Below are 18948 nucleotides of genomic sequence, written 5' to 3' on the forward strand. Positions count from 1 at the left end.
CGGTACGATCGCGAACAAATCAGAGTGGAAGGATTGACGACGTGAGAAATGCACACATGGACGGCCGAATTTGTTTGGTGGAACTGTGTATTAGGAGCACGGAGAAGACGCGGTGTCGGTTCCACGATTGGGCAGCGAAGAGCCGCTTGCGGGCATGGCTGGCTGGCGAGGAACATTTCGATCCGTTGACGACCCATGACATGGATATCAGTGGATGGTGGGTGGCGAGCCAGAAGCGAATGCGGAAACTCGAGAGCATCCGGAGCGGTGATATGTGGAGCCGAAGCAGCCGAGCCGCCCATCGCGAGATCAACGAGATTCGCCTCTATGCTGCGTCTCAGCTTGTCGAGCCACTAATTTCACAGTGGCGGTCGCAGAAAGGCCATTCTGCGTGGCGGTTGCCTCCGGACGGCTGGCTGGCGGAGACCATGATCGAGCAGTACCCATACATGCAGTTGGATGAGGTGTCGGGCGTGCCACGCGACGACGGAGATCTTTTTCCAGTGCTCTCGTTTGAGAGCTGGATCGATAGCGTGGCGAGGCAGCAGCAGGAGATGAAATCTCCGACTCCGGCGCCATTCACACCAGTGACGCGGCGGCGACGCGTTGACGACGATGCCAGGAACTTGCTTGATGAGCAAGAGATTGCGAACGCAGGTGTGATCGAGCGACATAAGTCGGTGATTCATGCCTATAAGCATCATGAGCGCCCGCCAGAGATTCAAGATGTCTTCGACGACCCCGAGGCCAATCTGGACCTCGAAGACGGACTCGTGGTGTATCACCAGGAGATGCGACCCTGTGTGGGCACGTCCGAATTGTCCCGGTTGAGTCTGTGGGATCAGTGGGCACGGTGGTCGTTCGACCAGCACCAGAATCTGCAAGTGGGTGATGTTGTGCGATACGAGCACGCGCGTTCGGCGACGACGAAGACCTGGTGGTTTGGGTCAGTGTTGGGCAGGGATCCACATTGGTTGAACAAAGAGGGTGAGGAGAACGGTCTGCGGCTTGAGCTCGCTCCAAAGCGTGGATTGTTCCTGTCCGAGAGGTCGGAGCCAGTGGTGAAGTCGCATCTGATGGGTGAGAACGAGCTGATATTGCCAGGTGATACCTGGTGGCAGGTCGTTGGCGTCGGCGACGTGGTTCAGGCGAACTCGCGGCTGGGAGACTACGACTCAAATGAGCGTTTACGTGGAATCCAGATGGTCGAGGTCAATCCTGAAGACTTCGACCAGACCAGCAATGTCAAGCTGCTATCGGCAAAGTCGGACGGAAAAGGAAACGCAATCTTTCCAGTCACGTGAGAACTGCTAGTTCTCGTAATATCAGTCAGACCCTGGCCCACTGACAGTTGGGTCGGGGCCTGACTTGTCTCGGTGCCGTTCGAGGATCCTGTAGAGCGTGGACCTGGAAATGCTGAAGTCGTCGGCTATGGCTGTCAGGCTCTGTTGCCCGCCGTCGACGACGGAAAGAACCGCCTGTTCTTGCGACGGCGTCAGTCGGGGCTTGCGCCCACCGACTCGTCCTCTGGCACGTGCGGATTTCAACCCCGCGTTGGTGCGCTCGATGATTAGGTCGCGTTCGACCTCTGCCATGGCGGCTGTGACGGCGAGAAGGATTTTGCCCCCTGGTTTGCGGCGGTCGGTGGATAAACCGTCCAGCGTTTCTACGGATACGTCTTCCTCGGCGAATTCGTGAATGAGACCGAGGATGCCCGACATCGAGCGTCCCAGGCGGTCGAGAGACGTGACTAATACAGTGTCACCGGGGCGCACGTGGTCGCGCAGGGCAGTGATTCCTGGACGATCCGCCTTAGCTCCCGATCCAGTGTCAGAAAAGACTCGTGAGCATCCGGCCTGTTTGAGAGAGTCGAGCTGTCGTTCGAGGTTCTGACCGACAGTGGAGACTCGTCCATAACCAAGCCTGCGGAAACTGGGGTGGGGCGAACTCATGCGTTCAGATGTACCACAGGTCGCTGACAGTGAAGATGTGTCAATTCCCGTTAGAGGTTCGTGTTCAATTGTGGAACACGTTTGTGCGACATTCCAGACGCAGTGTGAAGCGGAAATGAAGTGGTGAAGTTGGGACGTCGCGGAAACGATCGTTTACTGACCACCGTTCGCGTTGTCGATAGACGCCCATCGCCACAACATCTAGTCGGCAACAACTTCCCAAAAGTGGTCGAGAACTTTTTGCCCAGTCCGATCTATTACTATCACGAATTGTAGCTAGTTCACCTAACCGAGTGAGTCTGCTAGCTCGAGCAGAAAGTATGCGTGCTGACCAACTGGCGATCCGCTAGCTGCCACATACTTGTGCTATCGCCTATCTTCAAATCCACGTCGGACTTAGCCCTCACGAGTGACTTGATCGGCTACGATCACATGTAGTGACTGAAATTACTACGCCGCTCGACGAAAGACTCATCTAGAGATGCGGCAACAACATTCCCGCGAGAGGGCTAGAAGTGATCGAGAAGGTGCGAATCCGTGGATACCGCATTTTTCGGGATGAAACGTTTTTCCCCCAAGCTAAACTCAACATTCTTGTTGGAGACAACGAATCCGGAAAGTCGTCACTCCTCGAAGCGATCGGCCTCGCGCTTACAGGTCGAGTGAATGGTCGGCGTGCAGCCGAGGAATTAAACCCTTACTGGTTCAACTCTAAGCTCGTGGCCGAGTTCTTCGAGGCTCGCGCTGCTGGAGACCCAGTGGCACCGCCCACCATAGACATTGAGGTATTCCTCGAAAATCGTGACGAGTTCGCCCGGCACCTCCTAGGGGCGCATAATTCCGATATGCCCGTTCACGAAAGTGCTGGTGTACGAATGCGTATCGAACCTGATGCCGATTACGCAGAAGAGATGGAGCAGCACCTTGAATCTGGCAGCGTCATCTTACCCGTCGAGTACTATTCGGTGGACTGGAGGACTTTCAAAGACGGAGTGCTTACCAAGCGGCCGAAAGAGCTGACCACAGCAATAATCGATTCTCGTACTATCCGGTCGAACAATGGCGTCGACTGGCACCTCCGGCACATCTTGAGCGACCACCTCAAGCCTGAAGATAAAGCACAGGTTTCGCTGGCGTTCCGTACTGTCAAGGAGGAGATGACTAGACAGCATCTAGCATCGGTTAACGAAGGGATGCGAGAGCTGGGGAGCGTTCTTAACGGTCAGCCGATCTCCCTCGCTATGGACCAGTCATCGCGCACTTCGTGGGACTCGAGCGTCGTGCCACACGTATCGGACTTGCCGTTCGCGATGGCCGGACAAGGTCAACAGGCAACGATCAAGATCGAACTTGCCATGGCCCGCCGGGCTCACCAGGCGCAAGTAGTCATGGTTGAAGAACCAGAAAACCACCTCTCGCACACTAGCCTCAATATGTTGGTGAAACGCATTAATGATCTGGCCGGCGATGAGCAACAGCTCTTCATCACCACACACAGCTCGTTTCTATTAAACCGGCTCGGTCTGGATGGGCTCCAGCTCATGTCCGAGGGGACAATCTCTACGTTCGGCCAGATTAGCGCCAGCACCGTGAAGTACTTTCAAAAGCTGCCCGGCTATGACACGCTGCGTATGGTACTTGCGGATCGATTCGTGCTTGTCGAGGGACCGTCTGATGAGCTCGTTTTCGAACGCTTCTACTATGACGAAACTGGGAGCCGGCCGATCGAACACGGTATCGACGTGTTCTCAATGCGCGGGCTGTCACTTTCGCGGTGTCTGGAGCTAGCGAAGGTGACAGGCAAGCGTTGTGCGGTGCTTCGCGATAACGATGGCATACCGAGCGAAGACCTTATTTCAGAACTGGGAGACCTCGTCAACGGGACGAGCCGTTCCGCATTCATCGGTGAACCGGCTCTCGGAAACACGCTCGAGCCTCAAATTTTGAACGCCAATCCTGACGAAGCCCAAATGCGCCGGGTCCTAGACATAACCGAACGAGCGGACCCCCAGAAGTGGATGTCGAACAACAAGACCGAGGCTGCACTGCGGATCGCAGATTCCGATGAACGGCTTTCTCCTCCGCCATACTTCCGCCGAGCCATTGAGTTCCTTCGTGGCGAATAATCACCTGACCTTGGCTGCGGCTGGCTCAGGAAAGACACAGAGCATCGTCAATGCTAGCGTCAGAGCAGATCCAGACGAACAGATACTCATCCTCACATACACTGCTGCGAATCAGGAGGAGCTGCGGGAGCGGCTCGCGAGGATTGCAGGAAAGCACCACAACATTGAGGTACGTGGGTGGTTTTCGTTCCTCATTAATGACATCGTCCGCCCATACCTTCCGTTCGCGTTCTCCCACTCACGAGTGTGTGGTTTCGACTTCAAGAGTGCACCGCAACAAGGCGTCTCCAATTACTCGTGGGATCGGTACTTCAACAAGCGTGATGAAGTCCGCAAGGTTCACCTTTCTCAGCTTGCGCACCACGTGAATAAGTCAGCTTCCGGCAGACCTCTCATGAGGCTAGAGCGTGTCTATGACCGCATCTTCATCGACGAAGTCCAGGATCTTTGCGGATGGGATTTGGAGATTTTGAGACTGCTCATGGGTACATCTCTTCCGCTCGATATGGTCGGGGATGTGCGTCAGGCAATTCTCCTTACTAACCCACGCGAGACAAAGAATAAGAAGTATCAGTACTTGAATATCTGGGACTGGTTTCGAGGCGAGGAGGCTGCCACGCGTCTCGCCATTGTACAGATGAGCGAATCGTATCGCTGCCGACCCGAAATAGTGGAGATGGCTGACTCGCTATTTTCACCGGAACTTGGGTTCAGTCCAACAACATCACGAAACACCACTGTCACAGGGCACGATGGGATCTTCCTTGTTAAGTCGAACGACGTGGGCCACTACGTGGAGACTTTTCGTCCACTTGTCTTGCGACGCACAGCGAACTCCGGCAAGGCTTTCGAACGCCTTAAGCCTATTAACATAGGAGTCTCGAAAGGTCTTGGCCGAGAACACGTCCTTATCATCCCGACCAATGAAGTTAAGAAACTTCTTCAGTGTGGTACGCCTCTGGAGCAACAACGCGCCGCTTACCTCTACGTGGCGCTTACACGTGCGAGACAAAGCGTCGCATTCATCCTTGATGAGCCCGCCAACAGTCCGTATCCGTACTGGCAAAGACCGTCAGAGTCCTAGCTGTCCTTTCCGCTCCTGCAATTACCGCGGAGGATGGGACCATGCACTATTGAGTAGAACGGCTCGCCGCACCTATTGAGTCCAACGAGGTGGGGTCGGAAGCGGTCGCAATCGAAAGGATCGGAAGCTAAACTCATTAGACTGGTAGTCATCACAATCAAAAGAAGAGACTGCGCAGATCTAGGTCTGGTTGCACTCAGCCAGGCGGAAGTAGTTGGAACGACAGGGGAGACGGGTGACGATGATGGGCAACCAGGCCTCACGACCACTCCCGCATAAAGAGAAGCTACTTCGCGAAGGTGTTCGACTAATCTATCAGAACGGTTTCAACGGTACCTCGATCGATGGAGTTCTCGCGGCTGCTGAAGTCCCGAAAGGATCCTTTTATCATCATTTTGGGTCGAAGGACGGATTCGCAAAGGCGCTTGTCGGGCGCTATGTCTCGCACCAGGCAAGCATGCTCGATGACTGGCTGGCCAAGGACGGCTTGAGCACAGCGGAGAAGATTGTCGGCCATTTCATGAGCATGGTTGATCGCTTCATCGGTACCGGACATCAGCGTGCTTGTCTCGTTGGCAAGCTCTCCTCTGAGGTCAGTTCGACCTCGGAGTTGTTCAGGCAGCAGCTGAGCGCGGCGCTGAATGAGATGAAGTGTGACATTGTTGTCGCGCTGGAAGCCGGACAAGCCAATGGCGATGTACGTCAGGATCGTTCCTCCAGTGACATCGCTGACGGGATCATGGCGCTGATCCAAGGTGCTTTCGTCGTGGCACTGTCTACTCACGATGACCATTCATTGACTGCAGTGGGCGAGACCATCGCAAGCATCATCGAACCCCCGAAGTAATTCGCTCGCCGGCATCTGCCGGTTCTCCGACCTTGGGTCTTTCGGCAACAGGGCGTGTCTCGTTTCGCGTACCTGCGGCGTTCCTCGTGCTCTGCGCACACTTAGCAGCGGTTTCCTCTTCACGGCGTCGCGGTCTACAGACTCCGGCGATGCGGTTATTCTCCTGAACGGCAATATGCGAGCCGGTGAAGAGACACCATGTCCTGAGCCCTATTCCTGTCGAGCTGCGCGGCACCGCCAGTCAGGGTGAACAACCCTCCACTGTGCAATTCTCGGATGTCCAGTTCTTGCCGAGGAAGTATTCTGCTGAAAGTAGTTGACGGCTCGGTCTAGACGAAATAGTCTAAATGCAGCAGGCGCCCTGATAGGGGCAAGTCAGAGTGGACTCGATGCGTCCGTCGATGCCGATGGACCCTGCAAGGAAAAGCATGAACTCGAAGCAGGAACTCGGCGCCGTGACGATGGCCGTTGATGGCCATGTCGCAATCATTACCGTGGAGAACGAAGCGAAGATGAATGCGTTCACACCGGAGATGATGAAGCAGCTGTCAGACCATCTGACCACTGTGGACGAAGACGACGGCCTGTGGGCCGCGGTGCTGTCCTTCTCGGGCAAGCATACGACGGCGGGTTTGGACATGCCTCGCTTCTTCGGGCCTGACGCCGAGCCCCAGGCGGTCCCCGACGGGCAGGTCGACCCTTTCGGGCTGAGTCGGCAGTGCCGCAAACCGGTCGTCGCCGCAGTGCAGGGAATCACATACACGATCGGTATCGAGATGATGCTGGCCGCCGACATCGCCGTCGCCGCTGACACAACACGCTTCGCTCAGCTTGAGTCGAAGCGCGGCATTGCCCCTCTAGGTGGCGCGCATTTCCGGTATCTCACACGCACGGGATGGGGCAACGCGATGTACCACCTCTTCCTCTGCGACGAGTATGACGCGGAGCGGGCTCTGCAGTTGGGCTTCGTCCAGGAGGTCGTGCCCGAAGGCGATCAGATCGAACGCGCCATCGAACTTGCGCACGAGATCTGCAAGAACGCTCCTTTGGGGATCAGAGCCACCAAAGAGGGTGCACGCAAGTTTCTTGAGGCGGCAGAGCAGGCCGCCATCGCTGAGATCGACCGTATCCAGGAGACGGTGTTCGGCACGGAGGACTTCCGCGAGGGCATTCAATCCTTCGTCGAAAGACGCGATGCGGAATTCCAGGGGAAATGACGGTGAGCGCAACGAGAGGGAGCGACCAATTATGACGACTTCGACCGATCTGTTCTCCGTGGAGGGGAAGACCGTTCTCATCACAGGAGGAACTCGCGGCATCGGCTATATGCTGGCTGAAGGGTTTCTACGCCGAGGTGCACGAGTGTACATCTCATCACGTAAAGTCGAGGCCTGTGAATCCGCCGCCGCGCAGCTTGCCCCGTTGGGCGAGGTCACTGCTGTTGCCTGCGATGTGGGCCGTCCACAGGACTGTGAAGCGCTGATTGAGGAGATCACCGCCCGCGAGTCTGCGCTGCATGTTCTGATCAACAATGCCGGCGCCACATGGGGCGCACCCCTGGACGACTTTCCGGGCTCCGCCTGGGACAAGGTGCTGACCGTCAACGTCAAGGCACCGTTCATGCTGGCCCAGCTGGCACGACCGCTGCTGGAGAAGGCGGCGGCGGAGGGAGATCCAGCGCGCATCCTCAATATCGGATCGATCGACGGCCTCGTAGTTCCCTCGTTCGAGAACTATTCGTATTCGAGCGCCAAGGCCGGGGCCCACCATCTGACTCGACATCTGGCTTCGGCATTGTCGCCGAGCATTCTCGTGAATGCGATCGCGCCAGGCGCGTTTCCCACCAAGATGTTGGCCAAGGCACTGGAAGAGAAGGGTGACGAGCTGCGCGAGGCCACTGCCGTCGGCCGTATCGGCGACCCAGACGACATCGTCGGCGCCGCCATATATCTGAGTTCGCGGGCGAGTTCATTCGTCACAGGTGCGGTTCTGCCTGTGGACGGCGGACTGAGTACCACGGTCGGCGCAGCGATCTAGGAGGCCACCATGTATCGTCCACCAGTCGAAGACTATGCGTTCTACCTCGAGAACATCATCGAAGGGCAAGCTGTTCTCGACGATCTCGGACACGAGGAGATGTCACTGGCAGACCTCGTGGACGTACTCGCCCATGCCGGAGAATTTTCGACCAGCGTCATCCATCCGCTGAATGCCCCAGCGGACAGAGAAGGTGTAGGACTCGCCGCTGGAGCGGTGACGAGCTCTTCAGGGTTCGCTGATGCCTACCGAACATTCATCGAGGCAGGGTGGCCGGCACTGGCCGCCCCGATCGATGCGGGCGGCGATGGGCTGCCGCACATCATCACTCACCCGATTGATGAATTCTGGTCAGCCGGCGGGGCTGCATTCGGCCTTATTCCCGCGTTGACAAGGGGTGCTGTGACTGCACTTCACGCCGTGGGCGACGACGCACTGAAGGCATGGCTGCTTCCGGCAATGGTCAGTGGGCGGTGGACGGGAACGATGAACCTCACCGAGCCGCAAGCCGGCACCGACCTCTCAGCCGTGCGGACCATGGCTGAGTCGAACTCTGACGGGACGTGGTCGATCAAGGGACAGAAGATCTTCATCACATGGGGCGATCATGATCTGGCCGATAACATCGTCCACCTGGTTCTAGCGCGCACGCCGGAAGCGCCCGAAGGCCACGGGGGGCTGTCATTGTTCGCCGTGCCGAAATATCTGCCGTCCCCAGATGCAGTACCTGGTGAGCGCAACGGCATCAGTACGGTCTCGGTCGAGCGTAAGCTCGGTCTGCATGGCAGTGCCACCTGTGTTCTGGACTACGACGGAGCAACAGGCTACCTCGTAGGTAGACTCCATGCGGGACTGGAATCGATGTTCGTGATGATGAACGTCTCTCGTATCGGGGTGGGCGTCCAGTCAGTCGGAGTCGCCGACCGGGCCTATCAGATGGCCCGCGATTATGCGCACGAGAGAGTGCAGGGGACTCCACTCGAACGCTCGCAGGGCGCTCCGATCGCCGAGCACCCCGATGTCGGTCGACGACTTACGTCGATGGCCAGCAGGATCTCAGCCATGCGTGCATTGACCGTCCAAGTCTCAGCGTGGATCGATGCCAGTTCCGGATCCGACGAGGCACAAAAGTTCGCTGACTTCTTCTCACCCGTGGTCAAAGGGTGGATGAGCGAATCAGCAGTCGAGATCACCTCTGACGCGGTGCAAGTGCACGGCGGCAGCGGCTACATCGAAGAAACGGGAATCGCACAGTACTATCGTGATGCCCGGATCCTGCCCATCTATGAGGGAACCACAGCGATCCAGGCCAACGACCTGATCGGACGAAAGATCTTACGTGATCGCGGAGTACTTGCCCGCCGCGTACTCGATCGGATCGCCAGGGACGTCGAGCCGCTGCGAGACAACCAGGACTCTGTTGCTGCCCGCACCGCGGGACAGCTCGAATCGGCTGTGGCCACGATGGGCAAGGCTGTGGAGGCCCTCGTCGCCGTTGGAGAGCAGCACCCCCGTGATGCTTTCGCGGCTTCGGTGCCGATGTTGCTCGCCTGGGGCGACCTCGCCGGTATGTGGATGCACGCGCGCATCACGGCGGCGTCTGTGGCGCATCCGGACTCCCAGAGCCACCGTCGTCTACGCGAGGCCGAGTTCTTCGGAACGCATCATCTCGGCTGCCGCCTCGGCAACCTCGTAGAAATCATTGAGATAGGAGAGATCACATGACCTCGCTCGCACTGGATGTCTATGTCAGCCCCATGCTCGAGATGGCCGGAGGCGGTCACTTCTCGCCCACTTCGTCGACGATCATCTTCGGCGCGGATGAGGCGATTGTGGTCGACACTCCTTATACGCGGGAGTCGGTGGACGAGGTGATCGAACGAATCGAACGCTCCGGCAGACGTCTGACCGCGATCCTGGTCACGCACGGACACTGGGACCACTACTTTGGGCTCGATGCTCTGCTCGAACGCTTCCCCGAGGCTCGTGCCTGGACGATCCCATCCGTGGCGGCGTCCATTACAGACAGCTTGGACCAGGACCGTGCAGACGTGCGCCAGTACTTCGACGGCGCTGCTTTGGACAATTCCGCAGTTCCCGAAGCGCTGGAAGGCGACGAGGTCACGGTCGACGGAGAACCGGTCCGCCTCATCGAACTCGAACAGGCCGACATCTCGCCGACGGCGATCGTGCACATTCCGGGTCTTCAGGCTGTGATCGCCGGGGATGCCGTCTACAACGGCATCCATCCCTTCCTCGCAGTGACCGGCCCGGCAGAATGGCAGAGATGGCTGGCCAGCATCGACGAACTCGAGGCGCTGGCACCGAAGACCGTCGTCGCCGGACACAAACGTGCGGAAGCCCGTGACAACGACCTCGAAGCAACGATCACCGCTACGCGCGCCTATATCGATGAGTTCTCCCGCGCAGTGGAGGAGATGACGAGCTCGCGTGACGTGATCGAGCACATGCAGTCGGAATTTCCCGACCACGACAACCCCTCAGCGCTGATTCTGTCCGCATCCACAGCGATGAAGCGGAAGAAGGCCGCGAGTTCCCACACTGAATGAGTCCCACCGTTGCAAAGGAGCACGATGTATCTGACTCAAGGCCTTCGTCGGGCCGCACAGACGACGCCGGAGCGAGTTGCGACTATTTCGCAGTCCGGTTCCCAAACCTACAGCCAGCTGCGTGACCGCGTCGCGCGACTAGCCGGGGGCCTCCGATCGTTGGGCGTCGACCCCGGCGACCGGGTTGCCATCTTGTCCATGAACTCCCAGCGGTACACCGAGTACCTATTCGCAGTGCCGTGGGCCGGCGCTGTGCTGAACCCGGTAAACACACGCTGGGCACCAAAGGAGGTTGCCTACTCCCTGTCGGACTCAGAGAGCAGTGTTCTCATCGTCGATGACGCCTTTGTTCCCCTCGTCGATGAAATCCGCGGACAGTATGACGGTCTGCAGAACGTCATCTACGCAGGCGATGAACGCTGCCCGGAAGGACTGGTCTCATATGAAACACTGACCGCCTCGTCTCCACCCATCGATGACGCTCTCCGCTCCGGAGATGATCTAGCTGGAATCTTCTATACGGGAGGGACGACAGGCTTCCCCAAGGGAGTCATGCTCAGTCATTCCAATATCGTCACATCTGGGCTTGGGATGCTGGCCGAGGGAATCAGTATTCGGAGAGACGGCGTGCTCCTTCATGCTGCGCCGATGTTCCATGCCGCCGACTTCGCCGTGTGGGTGCAACAAACGATCCTCGGAGGCACTCACGTGACCGTGCCAAAGTTCGATCCGATATCAGTCTTCCAGGCTGTGGAACGTTGGGGCGTCACAGATCTTGTCCTTGTGCCAACGATGATTCAGATTCTCGTCGATCATCCAATATTGGTGAGTACGATCTGTCGACACTCGAGGTGCTGTGCTACGGGGGGTCGGTGATTTCGCCGGCACTGTTGGCTCGAGCCCAGCAGGTTCTGCCACCTAACTTGCGTTACACACAGGCTTACGGCATGACAGAGACTTCGACTGTCGCGACTCTCTTGGGGCCGGCAGACCACACTCTTGACGGACCTCATCGAGAGCGCCTGCGATCGGCCGGCCGTGCTGTTGCACATTCAGAAGTGAAGATTGTCGATGTAGACGACGCCGAGTTGCCGCCATTCGCGCCAGGACAAATACTAGTGCGCGGTGGGCACATATCGACTGGGTACTGGAACAAGCCAGTTGAGACTCGCGAAACATTTGTGGATGGGTGGATTCGCACAGGGGACGTAGGCTATCTGGACGAGCACGGCTATCTGTTCGTTCAAGACAGAATCAAAGATATGATTGTCAGCGGCGGTGAGAACGTGTATTCGACTGAGGTAGAAGCCGCTATCGCTGAGCATCCTGCGGTAGACGCCGTCGCAGTAGTAGGCCTACCCGACGAATTATGGGGCGAACGCGTCCATGCCGTGGTCGTTCTTCACGAGGGAGAGGCTGCGACTGCCGAGGAAATCCGTGAACACACAAGGCAACTGATTGCCCACTACAAAGCTCCTCGCTCGGTTAATTTCGTTTCGCGACTACCGCTCTCCGGCGCAGGTAAAGTGCTCAAACGATCTATTAAAGAGTATTACTCCGGGGGCAAGACGTCTCGTCCCGGAGTTCATAGTTTGCAGTGGAACGGCTGACCCTGACTGAGCAATCCTGGGTTAGCTGAAGTTATCTCCCGGCACTGTAGAACCTTGTGTGGGGCGTGTCGGTACGGAGGCGGAGGTGAACGCTTTGCGTCTGCCGGTGCTCCAGTCAATTTCGTATCTTGGAGAGGCCATCTTATTCAAAGCACTGCTATCAGACGATTTCGATAGTCGTCTCAACTAGATATTCAGCGATCGCCAAGGATGACGTAGCGCCGGGGGATGGCGCATTGCGCACGATAGTGGAAGCTCCGACCCTCTCGATCACGAAATCGTCAACCAAATGCCCCTTACGATCCATAGCTTGAGCGCGAATTCCCCTGGTGAGCGGAGTGGATTCAGCGCCGACTAAATCTGGAACGTACTTTGCCGCCCCACCGATAAACTTCCTACGCGACACGACAGCTTCAAGTTCTCGTCCGGCAGCTTTGAGATTCCGACTGGCAAACTTCCAGAAGCCTGGTTCGCTCGCCACTGCCAAACTGTCCTTGAGACCGATCTGCCAACCAGAGTAGTTCTCGCGGCCGAGAGAGAGGAATGCATTGGGTCCAACGAGCATCTCGCCGTCCACTCGCTTCGTCAGGTGGACTCCGAGAAATGGGTAGGTTGGGTCTGGGACTGGATAGACCAGACCGCGAAGGATGTTGCGGTGTGCTGCACCTAACATGCTGTACTGACCGAAAAACGGAACTATCCTGGGATACCGAGAACCGCCTGCGAGTAAGGCCATGCGATCGGATTGCAAACCCGCGCAAATTATAAGGTGATCGAAAGTATACTTTTCTTCACCGTCGTCGCGCCGGACGACCACTGAGCACGAGCGGTGCCCATTGAGAATCTCTGTTACCTCGGCACCCAATAGGACATCACCACCCGTATCTACGACATCCTGAATGAGATGTCGCGCCACAGCCGAATAGTCGATAATTGCGGTGTGCGGTGAATGTAACGCCATGCGTCCTACGGCATTGGGTTCAATTTCTCTGATGCCGTCTGGTCCGACCAGTTCGACATCTGGGACCCCATTGGCCAAGGCCCTGTTATAGATGTTTTTCAATCTGGGTTCTTCATGGGTCTCGAGGGCTACGACGAGCTTGCCACATTCGTCGAAAGGTAATTCTCCGTCCACTGCATACTGACACATGAGATCGACTCCACGTCGGCACAAGCGGGCCTTAAGGCTCCCAGGTTCGTAGTACAGGCCAGCATGCACAACTCCGGAATTGTGGCCTGTCTGATGAGCGGCAACTGTGCTGGCTTTGTCAACGACAGTTACGTGGGCCTTTGGGAATTTTTGAGAGACCTCGCGGGCTACTGCGGCGCCGAGTACTCCGGCGCCAATGATTCCAAAGTGTTTGGTAGTACCCATGGTTATCAGCTTCCTTTCGGACATACCGTGGTGAGTGAAGTGCTCATCTCGTGCATACGTCGCGTTGTCAGTGTGCCATTCAGCCAGATGCTGTCCGCGCAACGTCCATTGCTGCACGCACTGAGGACGTGATCAGAGTATTGGTAACCGGTTGTTCGAGGAGGAAGGAGCGAACGTAAACACCCCCCACGAGCACTTCAATTACTGCCTGCGGATCTGCCAACTGAGGTACCTCTCCTCGTCTGATTGCGCGGGCGACAATGACCGTCCCCATCTCGAAGCGTGTTCTCCAAAATCTCTTGCACTCGTTGCTTATATCGGAGTTCTTGTCATCGACAGACATCGTGAATCTGAATACTCGGCGCACCGCAGGCTTCTCGATAATCGAAGCTACGTTTGCAAGCAAACGTTTTAGATCGTCCTCAAGGGATCCTGAATCGGGTATTTGGTTTTCTGACAGGACCAATCGGGACATTGCTTCTGCGATTATCTGAGGCAAAGATCCCCAACGACGATAGATTGTTGTCTCTGCGACTCCAGCTGCCTGGGCGATTTGCGACACATTGAGCTCTTCAATGCTGTGCTGTTCTAGCAGCCCTAGTGCCGCGGACACCACCGATTCCCGAATTCGGGCGCTCCTGCCCCCGGGCCGAAGACTGGGCCGCGGTCTCGGTGTTGGACTCGGCTTGCTCATAGTCATTCTCCAGACGGCGAGTACCTATTGCAGAAAAAGTTGCATTAATATTATGATAGACGATGAAGAGAGGAGCCACGATGGCGAAGCACCTGCAGATGGTCACACAGATCGGCGATCGGGAGGCGAGCCGTGAGGCCGTGCTCTCCTGGGAACTCACTAGGTTGAAGAGTGTTTCCAGATTGTTGGGCGCTCCTGCCCCGGACGGGGGAGACGTCGATGACCTGCGCCGGCGACTGTTCGAGTTGAAACGGATCATTGGACCCACACAACTGCAACGTAAGCTCAGGACCAGAGTGAGGCTAGGCAATTCCATTTCTCTCGTCGCGGCGAAGAGCGCCAAAGGTGAGCGAATCGCAAGTTCGGTAAAGATTACGGTTCCGGCTGGTAGTGCCGAAGAGTTCGTGAGATGGTTCAACGATCAATCGGCTCTGCCCGACTCAGACGCAATGCTTGCTGCCTGTCCGGATCACTACTTCATCGGCGAAGATGATAACGGTCGTCAGAAGGTAGTCGAAACGACAGGAGGTTCGCCTCTCCCGACAGAGTTCTTTATTGACTACAACGACATTTCTTCGCTGAAGCTCCAAGCATCAGATGAGTACCCGTTCCAAATTGCCGGGGTCGCGCGCACAGCGGCGGGACTGCCAATTGGGGGAGTGCGGCATCAGTTCCGCAACTTGATCAACGGCGGTTTCGAATCGTGGAACACCGTCGAATTTCCTAAGCACGTTGGAGATCGCGTAGCCAAAGGACACCAATGGCACTTGGCCTGCGAGTTTGGAAACTGGATAGAGTTCCATCAAGCTCGCACTGTGCTTTAGTGATAATCTTTCGGGCAGCTGACCGCTTCAGTTTTCCAGTCCCAGTGACAACTCGCCATTGGCTCGAGTCAAACAGCTGAAGCGTACCTGGTATCTCCGAGGGGAACCGATCGTGCGCCTGGTCTAGTAGGCTGCCGGCGCTTGTTGCTCAGGTTGTTGAACTAAACGCGAGAGTTGTGCAGGAGGACGGTTGCGACCTGCAGTGACCTGACAGTTAAATCCTTTGTTAGGTTGTCGCCTTTGAACAAGCAGCGCGATCTCAGTGAGTGACGGTTGAGAACTGATGACCTCAGTAAAGATTCTGAGACTCTCGATTAGACCAGATCTTGAAATAGCAACACTAGATTGAACTGGTGTTCGATGTACTAGTCGCGGTAAACACGATTCCCGCAGCGTAAGAGACTTGAGTGCAACCACCCCTAGTCGTGATGCCTATCCACCGTCTTCAGTTTGCCCGGAGGCGAACTCGACTTTGCATCAGGGGAGTCGTCGGCGGGATCGAGCTTGATTGATTCTGCTAGCTGGCCGGATTGATTTCGATTGGATATATGGCTCCAATTTGCTGAAGGCTTGAAACGAAAGTGACTCGCCAATGGTCTATTGCTTTGACCAGCCGAAAAGTCGCGGAAATTCAACTTTCTCTGCTCGTGCTGGGCGAGCCGAGCCTGCAAGTCTCGACAGTCTTGCCGCTTCGAATGGACCCGTCAGCGTAATTCGGAGGCTTGCAGATTTCGATCCCACGTGTGAGTTTGGTCGGGTTGGCAACGAGAGATGGCAGAGTTGCGTCGCTGTAGTTCCTCCACCGTTGGAAGAGATGACGCGTCGGCTTCTTGCAACCTCCATAGAGGTGTGAAATAGATCGTCGATCTTCTGCGCCGTCCTCGTGGTCAGGCATTGCACGACGTGCGATGCTGTTTCATAATCGAATTAGAAAGTTGTTAACTATGGCAGTCAACAACGAGTTCGAACACGAACTTGTGTCTCCCACCGCTGAGGCGGGAGAGCTCAAAAAAGGTACTATGGGTGTCTTGGGCGCGTCAGTAATGGCGGTAGCACTAATTACACCCCTGACGACTTTATCTTCCAATATGGTCGAGAGCCTCGTGCTAGGTGTCGGCCCGGCAACGGTGGTCGTCACCGTCGTCGTGACGGTGTTGCTGTTCTTCTTTTCTGCAGGTTACAGCGTCCTCGGGCGATTCGTAGTCGACTCGGGCGCCTACGCTGCATACGCTGCTCACGGGTTGGGGCGTATGGCTGGATCTGGGATCGGGTTGATAGCTGCAGTCGGTTACAACCTCGCTACCGTTGCCTTCGTCGGTATCGGCGGGTACTTTCTTATGAATTCCTTCGTGCCGCTGGGCTTAGATCTGCCCTGGTGGGTCTATTCAATCGTAATACTGGTGCTCGTCACTTGGCTCGGCGTGATCGGGGTAGGAGTTGCCAGCAAAGTGAACAGTGTGATCTGCGCATTGCAGTTCGTTATGATCTTTGTGTTCTTCCTTGCGGTGCTCTTTCAGTCGCCTGGCAATTTCACCGGAGAAGTATTCTCGATGACGGGTGTGACCCCAGCTGCATTCGGGCTGTCAATCGTCTTCATCCTGCTTTCGCTTTCGGGATTCGAGTCAAGTTCTGCTTATGGTGAGGAAGTTCGGGAGCCCGTCAAGACGATCCCGCGGGTCACTTACCTCGTTCTGATCACGCTCAGTATCCTTTTTGCTTTAGGTTCTTGGGTACTGGTTGCAGCTTCCAACGGTGACCCTGTTGGCCTCTCGGGCGGCGACCCGGGCACACTCGTGCCGACTCTGTATTCAACCTATCTAGGTGGATGGACCGGGCCAGTCACCAACTTCATCATCGCCGTCACTATTGTCAGCGCAGCGATTGCCTTCAACAACCTGTCGACACGCTACATGTATGCTTCGGCACGCGCGGGAATTCTGCCTGCGGCCCTCGCCAGGACCCATTCTCGATTCTTCACCCCCCACATAGCCGTGTTCTGCCAAGTCGGTGTTACGGTCCTACTCCTCGTCCCTTTCGCGGTGTCTGGAGGCAGCCCCATGGTAGATCTGCTCCCTGCAATTGGCGGCTACAACGCTTTGAACATGATGACGAAGATGACGACGGTATCAGTCAGTACTATTGCGTCGAAGGTGAAGGGCACTATCCACGGGTCCACCTACGAGACGCTGATCGCTCCGACGATTGCAATCGTCGGGTTCCTCGCGGCGACATGTCTAGTCATCGCCCACTATGGAGACATCACAGGCTCGGGTACGTTCTGGGTCAATCTCATGCCTGTAATGATTCTCTTCTTCGCCGGCTGGGGGGCAATACGCCAACGGCAGGTCGACCGCATCGCCGCGTCGCTACAGAACGTGCGCGCTTAATCCAGCGAGCACCCGGTTACCGCCAGTCGAATTCTATTCGATCCGGTCTCGAGACCGCGTGAGGTGCGCGGTTGTTCGTGAGGCGGACCGAGAACTCGTGTGTCAGGCGAATCCCATAGGGGTTCGTGGCCCTGCTCGCACATCAACAATTCCAACTGATCGCCAAAGGACAGAAACACAACATGTATACCTATTTCAGTGACTATCCCGCCGACTTAGCTTTGTCAATGGCTCTAGACATGGGGGCTAACATCGACGAGATCGACCGCTCCTGTTCGCATCTGCGCGGTGGAAAGCTCGAGCAGTCGGATGAACCCTCGCTGGCGCTCTTCGAAGCGTGGCTCAATGGCGCAGATCAGTTGCGCCGGAGGGCGGAGAACGACGTGGCCGAAGGCCACACATTGTCGGGCGCCGAAAAATTCCGCCGAGCGACAATCATGTACCTCACTGGCGAACGGCTTCCCAATCACAGTAACCCTGATCGGCACGCTGCCTACGACCGGGTACTGGAATGCTTCGCGAAGTACGTCGAATATGGTGAGGCCAACTGCGAGCGAGTGTTGGTTCCCTTCGAACAGTCCGTCCTTCCGTCTCTGTTCGTACGCGCCGAGGGCACCGGCCCAGCGCCCTGCCTTGTCCACTTCAACGGCCTAGACGGTATCAAGGAGTTCCTGTTCCTAACTGGCTATGGCCAGGCCCTTTCCCGAAGAGGCATATCCGTCCTGTTCGTCGACAATCCCGGAGTCGGTGAGGCACTCCGCAAGCATGATCTACATAATTCGCCGAACGCAGAACTGCCCGCCTCGGCGTGCCTCGACTATTTGAAAACCAGGACCGACGTAGATTCTGAGCGAATCGGAATGGCCGCGTTGAGCATGGGTGGCTACCACGCTCCCCGCGCGGCGGCATTCGAGAAGCGATTCCGTTGCTGCATCGCTTGGGGGGCAAACTACGACTGGGGAAAGCAGTTTCGAGAGCGGATCGCCGGCCAGGGAACTGAAAGGTCGGTGCCACATGTGTTCGAGCACGTTATGTGGGTGCTGGGCGCCCAATCGCTCGAGAACGCCGCAGAAATCGCAGACGGGTTCACGTTGGAAGGGATACTCGAGCACATAACAGTGCCGATTCTGATCACCCACGGCGAGAACGACCGGCAAATCACAGTGGACAAGGCCGAGGCGACATTTGAAGAATGCACAAATAGCCCGAATCGAGAATTGAGAATCTTTACCTCTGAAGAAGGGGGAGATCAACACTGCCACATTGGAAACATGTCTCCCGCGATCGATTATATGGCCGACTGGGCCCGCGAGGTTCTTAGTTCCTGACTACAAATCCAACTATTGGAAGATGACCAGCGTAAAACGGTCCATTATGGACGACCATCGGCCGTACAGCTGGTCGAATTGTAGTCGGTAAAGCCTGACCTATTACATATTCTT

At 56.6% G+C, this 18948-nt stretch carries 16 protein-coding genes; 13 read left to right on the top strand and 3 right to left on the bottom strand.

The window, feature by feature from the left end:
• The first annotated feature begins 41 nt into the window (after nucleotides 1–41).
• Nucleotides 42–1304, top strand: a complete 1263-nt coding sequence (locus HX613_RS03110; protein ID WP_235344027.1) for a hypothetical protein — start codon at nucleotides 42–44, stop codon at nucleotides 1302–1304.
• A gap of 21 nt (nucleotides 1305–1325) precedes the next feature.
• On the opposite strand, the gene HX613_RS03115 is transcribed toward HX613_RS03110, so the two are convergent.
• Nucleotides 1326–1952 carry a recombinase family protein gene (locus tag HX613_RS03115; protein ID WP_235344028.1) on the bottom strand — a complete coding sequence of 209 codons (627 nt, stop codon included), beginning with the start codon at nucleotides 1950–1952 and terminating at the stop codon, nucleotides 1326–1328.
• A gap of 515 nt (nucleotides 1953–2467) precedes the next feature.
• Between HX613_RS03115 and HX613_RS22485 the strand changes: the two genes are divergently transcribed.
• The 9 genes from HX613_RS22485 (at nucleotide 2468) to HX613_RS22035 (ending at nucleotide 12226) form a co-directional block, all read left to right on the top strand.
• Nucleotides 2468–4078, top strand: a complete 1611-nt coding sequence (locus tag HX613_RS22485) for an ATP-dependent nuclease (protein ID WP_235344029.1) — start codon at nucleotides 2468–2470, stop codon at nucleotides 4076–4078.
• Entirely contained in the window at nucleotides 4068–5162 is a 1095-nt protein-coding gene (locus HX613_RS03125) for a UvrD-helicase domain-containing protein (RefSeq protein ID WP_235344030.1), read from the top strand. Before HX613_RS22485 ends, HX613_RS03125 begins: the two co-directional genes overlap by 11 nt.
• Before the next feature lie 241 nt (nucleotides 5163–5403).
• Entirely contained in the window at nucleotides 5404–6009 is a 606-nt protein-coding gene (locus HX613_RS03130) for a TetR/AcrR family transcriptional regulator (protein WP_235344031.1), read from the top strand.
• 428 nt (nucleotides 6010–6437) lie between these two features.
• Complete coding sequence (locus tag HX613_RS03135) at nucleotides 6438–7226, top strand: crotonase/enoyl-CoA hydratase family protein (protein ID WP_235344032.1); 789 nt, start codon at nucleotides 6438–6440, stop codon at nucleotides 7224–7226.
• Nucleotides 7227–7257: 31 nt separating this feature from the next.
• Nucleotides 7258–8046 (top strand): SDR family oxidoreductase, encoded by a 789-nt coding sequence (locus HX613_RS03140; protein ID WP_235344033.1) that lies wholly within the window; start codon nucleotides 7258–7260, stop codon nucleotides 8044–8046.
• A 9-nt stretch (nucleotides 8047–8055) separates the two neighbouring features.
• The gene (locus HX613_RS03145; RefSeq protein ID WP_235344034.1) at nucleotides 8056–9771 is read left to right on the top strand and encodes an acyl-CoA dehydrogenase; all 1716 of its coding nucleotides are present in this window, start codon (nucleotides 8056–8058) and stop codon (nucleotides 9769–9771) included.
• Complete coding sequence (locus tag HX613_RS03150) at nucleotides 9768–10616, top strand: MBL fold metallo-hydrolase (RefSeq protein WP_235344035.1); 849 nt, start codon at nucleotides 9768–9770, stop codon at nucleotides 10614–10616. Before HX613_RS03145 ends, HX613_RS03150 begins: the two co-directional genes overlap by 4 nt.
• 24 nt (nucleotides 10617–10640) lie before the next feature.
• Entirely contained in the window at nucleotides 10641–11492 is an 852-nt protein-coding gene (locus tag HX613_RS03155; protein ID WP_268826555.1) for an AMP-binding protein, read from the top strand.
• Nucleotides 11489–12226 carry an AMP-binding enzyme gene (locus HX613_RS22035; RefSeq protein WP_328284885.1) on the top strand — a complete coding sequence of 246 codons (738 nt, stop codon included), beginning with the start codon at nucleotides 11489–11491 and terminating at the stop codon, nucleotides 12224–12226. Before HX613_RS03155 ends, HX613_RS22035 begins: the two co-directional genes overlap by 4 nt.
• 160 nt (nucleotides 12227–12386) lie before the next feature.
• Here the strand turns inward: HX613_RS22035 and lhgO are convergent, their stop codons facing one another.
• Together lhgO and HX613_RS03170 are read right to left on the bottom strand one after the other, a co-directional pair.
• Entirely contained in the window at nucleotides 12387–13601 is a 1215-nt protein-coding gene (gene lhgO, locus HX613_RS03165) for an L-2-hydroxyglutarate oxidase (RefSeq protein WP_235344036.1), read from the bottom strand.
• A gap of 79 nt (nucleotides 13602–13680) precedes the next feature.
• Nucleotides 13681–14214 carry a TetR/AcrR family transcriptional regulator gene (locus HX613_RS03170; RefSeq protein WP_235344037.1) on the bottom strand — a complete coding sequence of 178 codons (534 nt, stop codon included), beginning with the start codon at nucleotides 14212–14214 and terminating at the stop codon, nucleotides 13681–13683.
• A gap of 161 nt (nucleotides 14215–14375) precedes the next feature.
• On the opposite strand from HX613_RS03170, the gene HX613_RS03175 reads away from it, so the two are divergent.
• From HX613_RS03175 to HX613_RS03185, 3 genes are all read left to right on the top strand, one after another.
• Nucleotides 14376–15119: a hypothetical protein gene (locus HX613_RS03175; protein WP_235344038.1), complete on the top strand. Its 744-nt coding sequence runs from the start codon at nucleotides 14376–14378 to the stop codon at nucleotides 15117–15119.
• Nucleotides 15120–16063: 944 nt separating this feature from the next.
• Nucleotides 16064–17506, top strand: coding sequence for an APC family permease (locus HX613_RS03180; RefSeq protein ID WP_235344039.1), 1443 nt, complete (start codon nucleotides 16064–16066; stop codon nucleotides 17504–17506).
• Between the two features lie 125 nt (nucleotides 17507–17631).
• Nucleotides 17632–18834, top strand: coding sequence for an alpha/beta hydrolase family protein (locus HX613_RS03185; protein ID WP_235344040.1), 1203 nt, complete (start codon nucleotides 17632–17634; stop codon nucleotides 18832–18834).
• Nucleotides 18835–18948: the final 114 nt, after the last annotated feature.

This window comes from Brevibacterium sp. UCMA 11754 (genome assembly GCF_021532275.1).
In the GTDB taxonomy this organism is placed as follows: Bacteria; Actinomycetota; Actinomycetes; order Actinomycetales; family Brevibacteriaceae; genus Brevibacterium.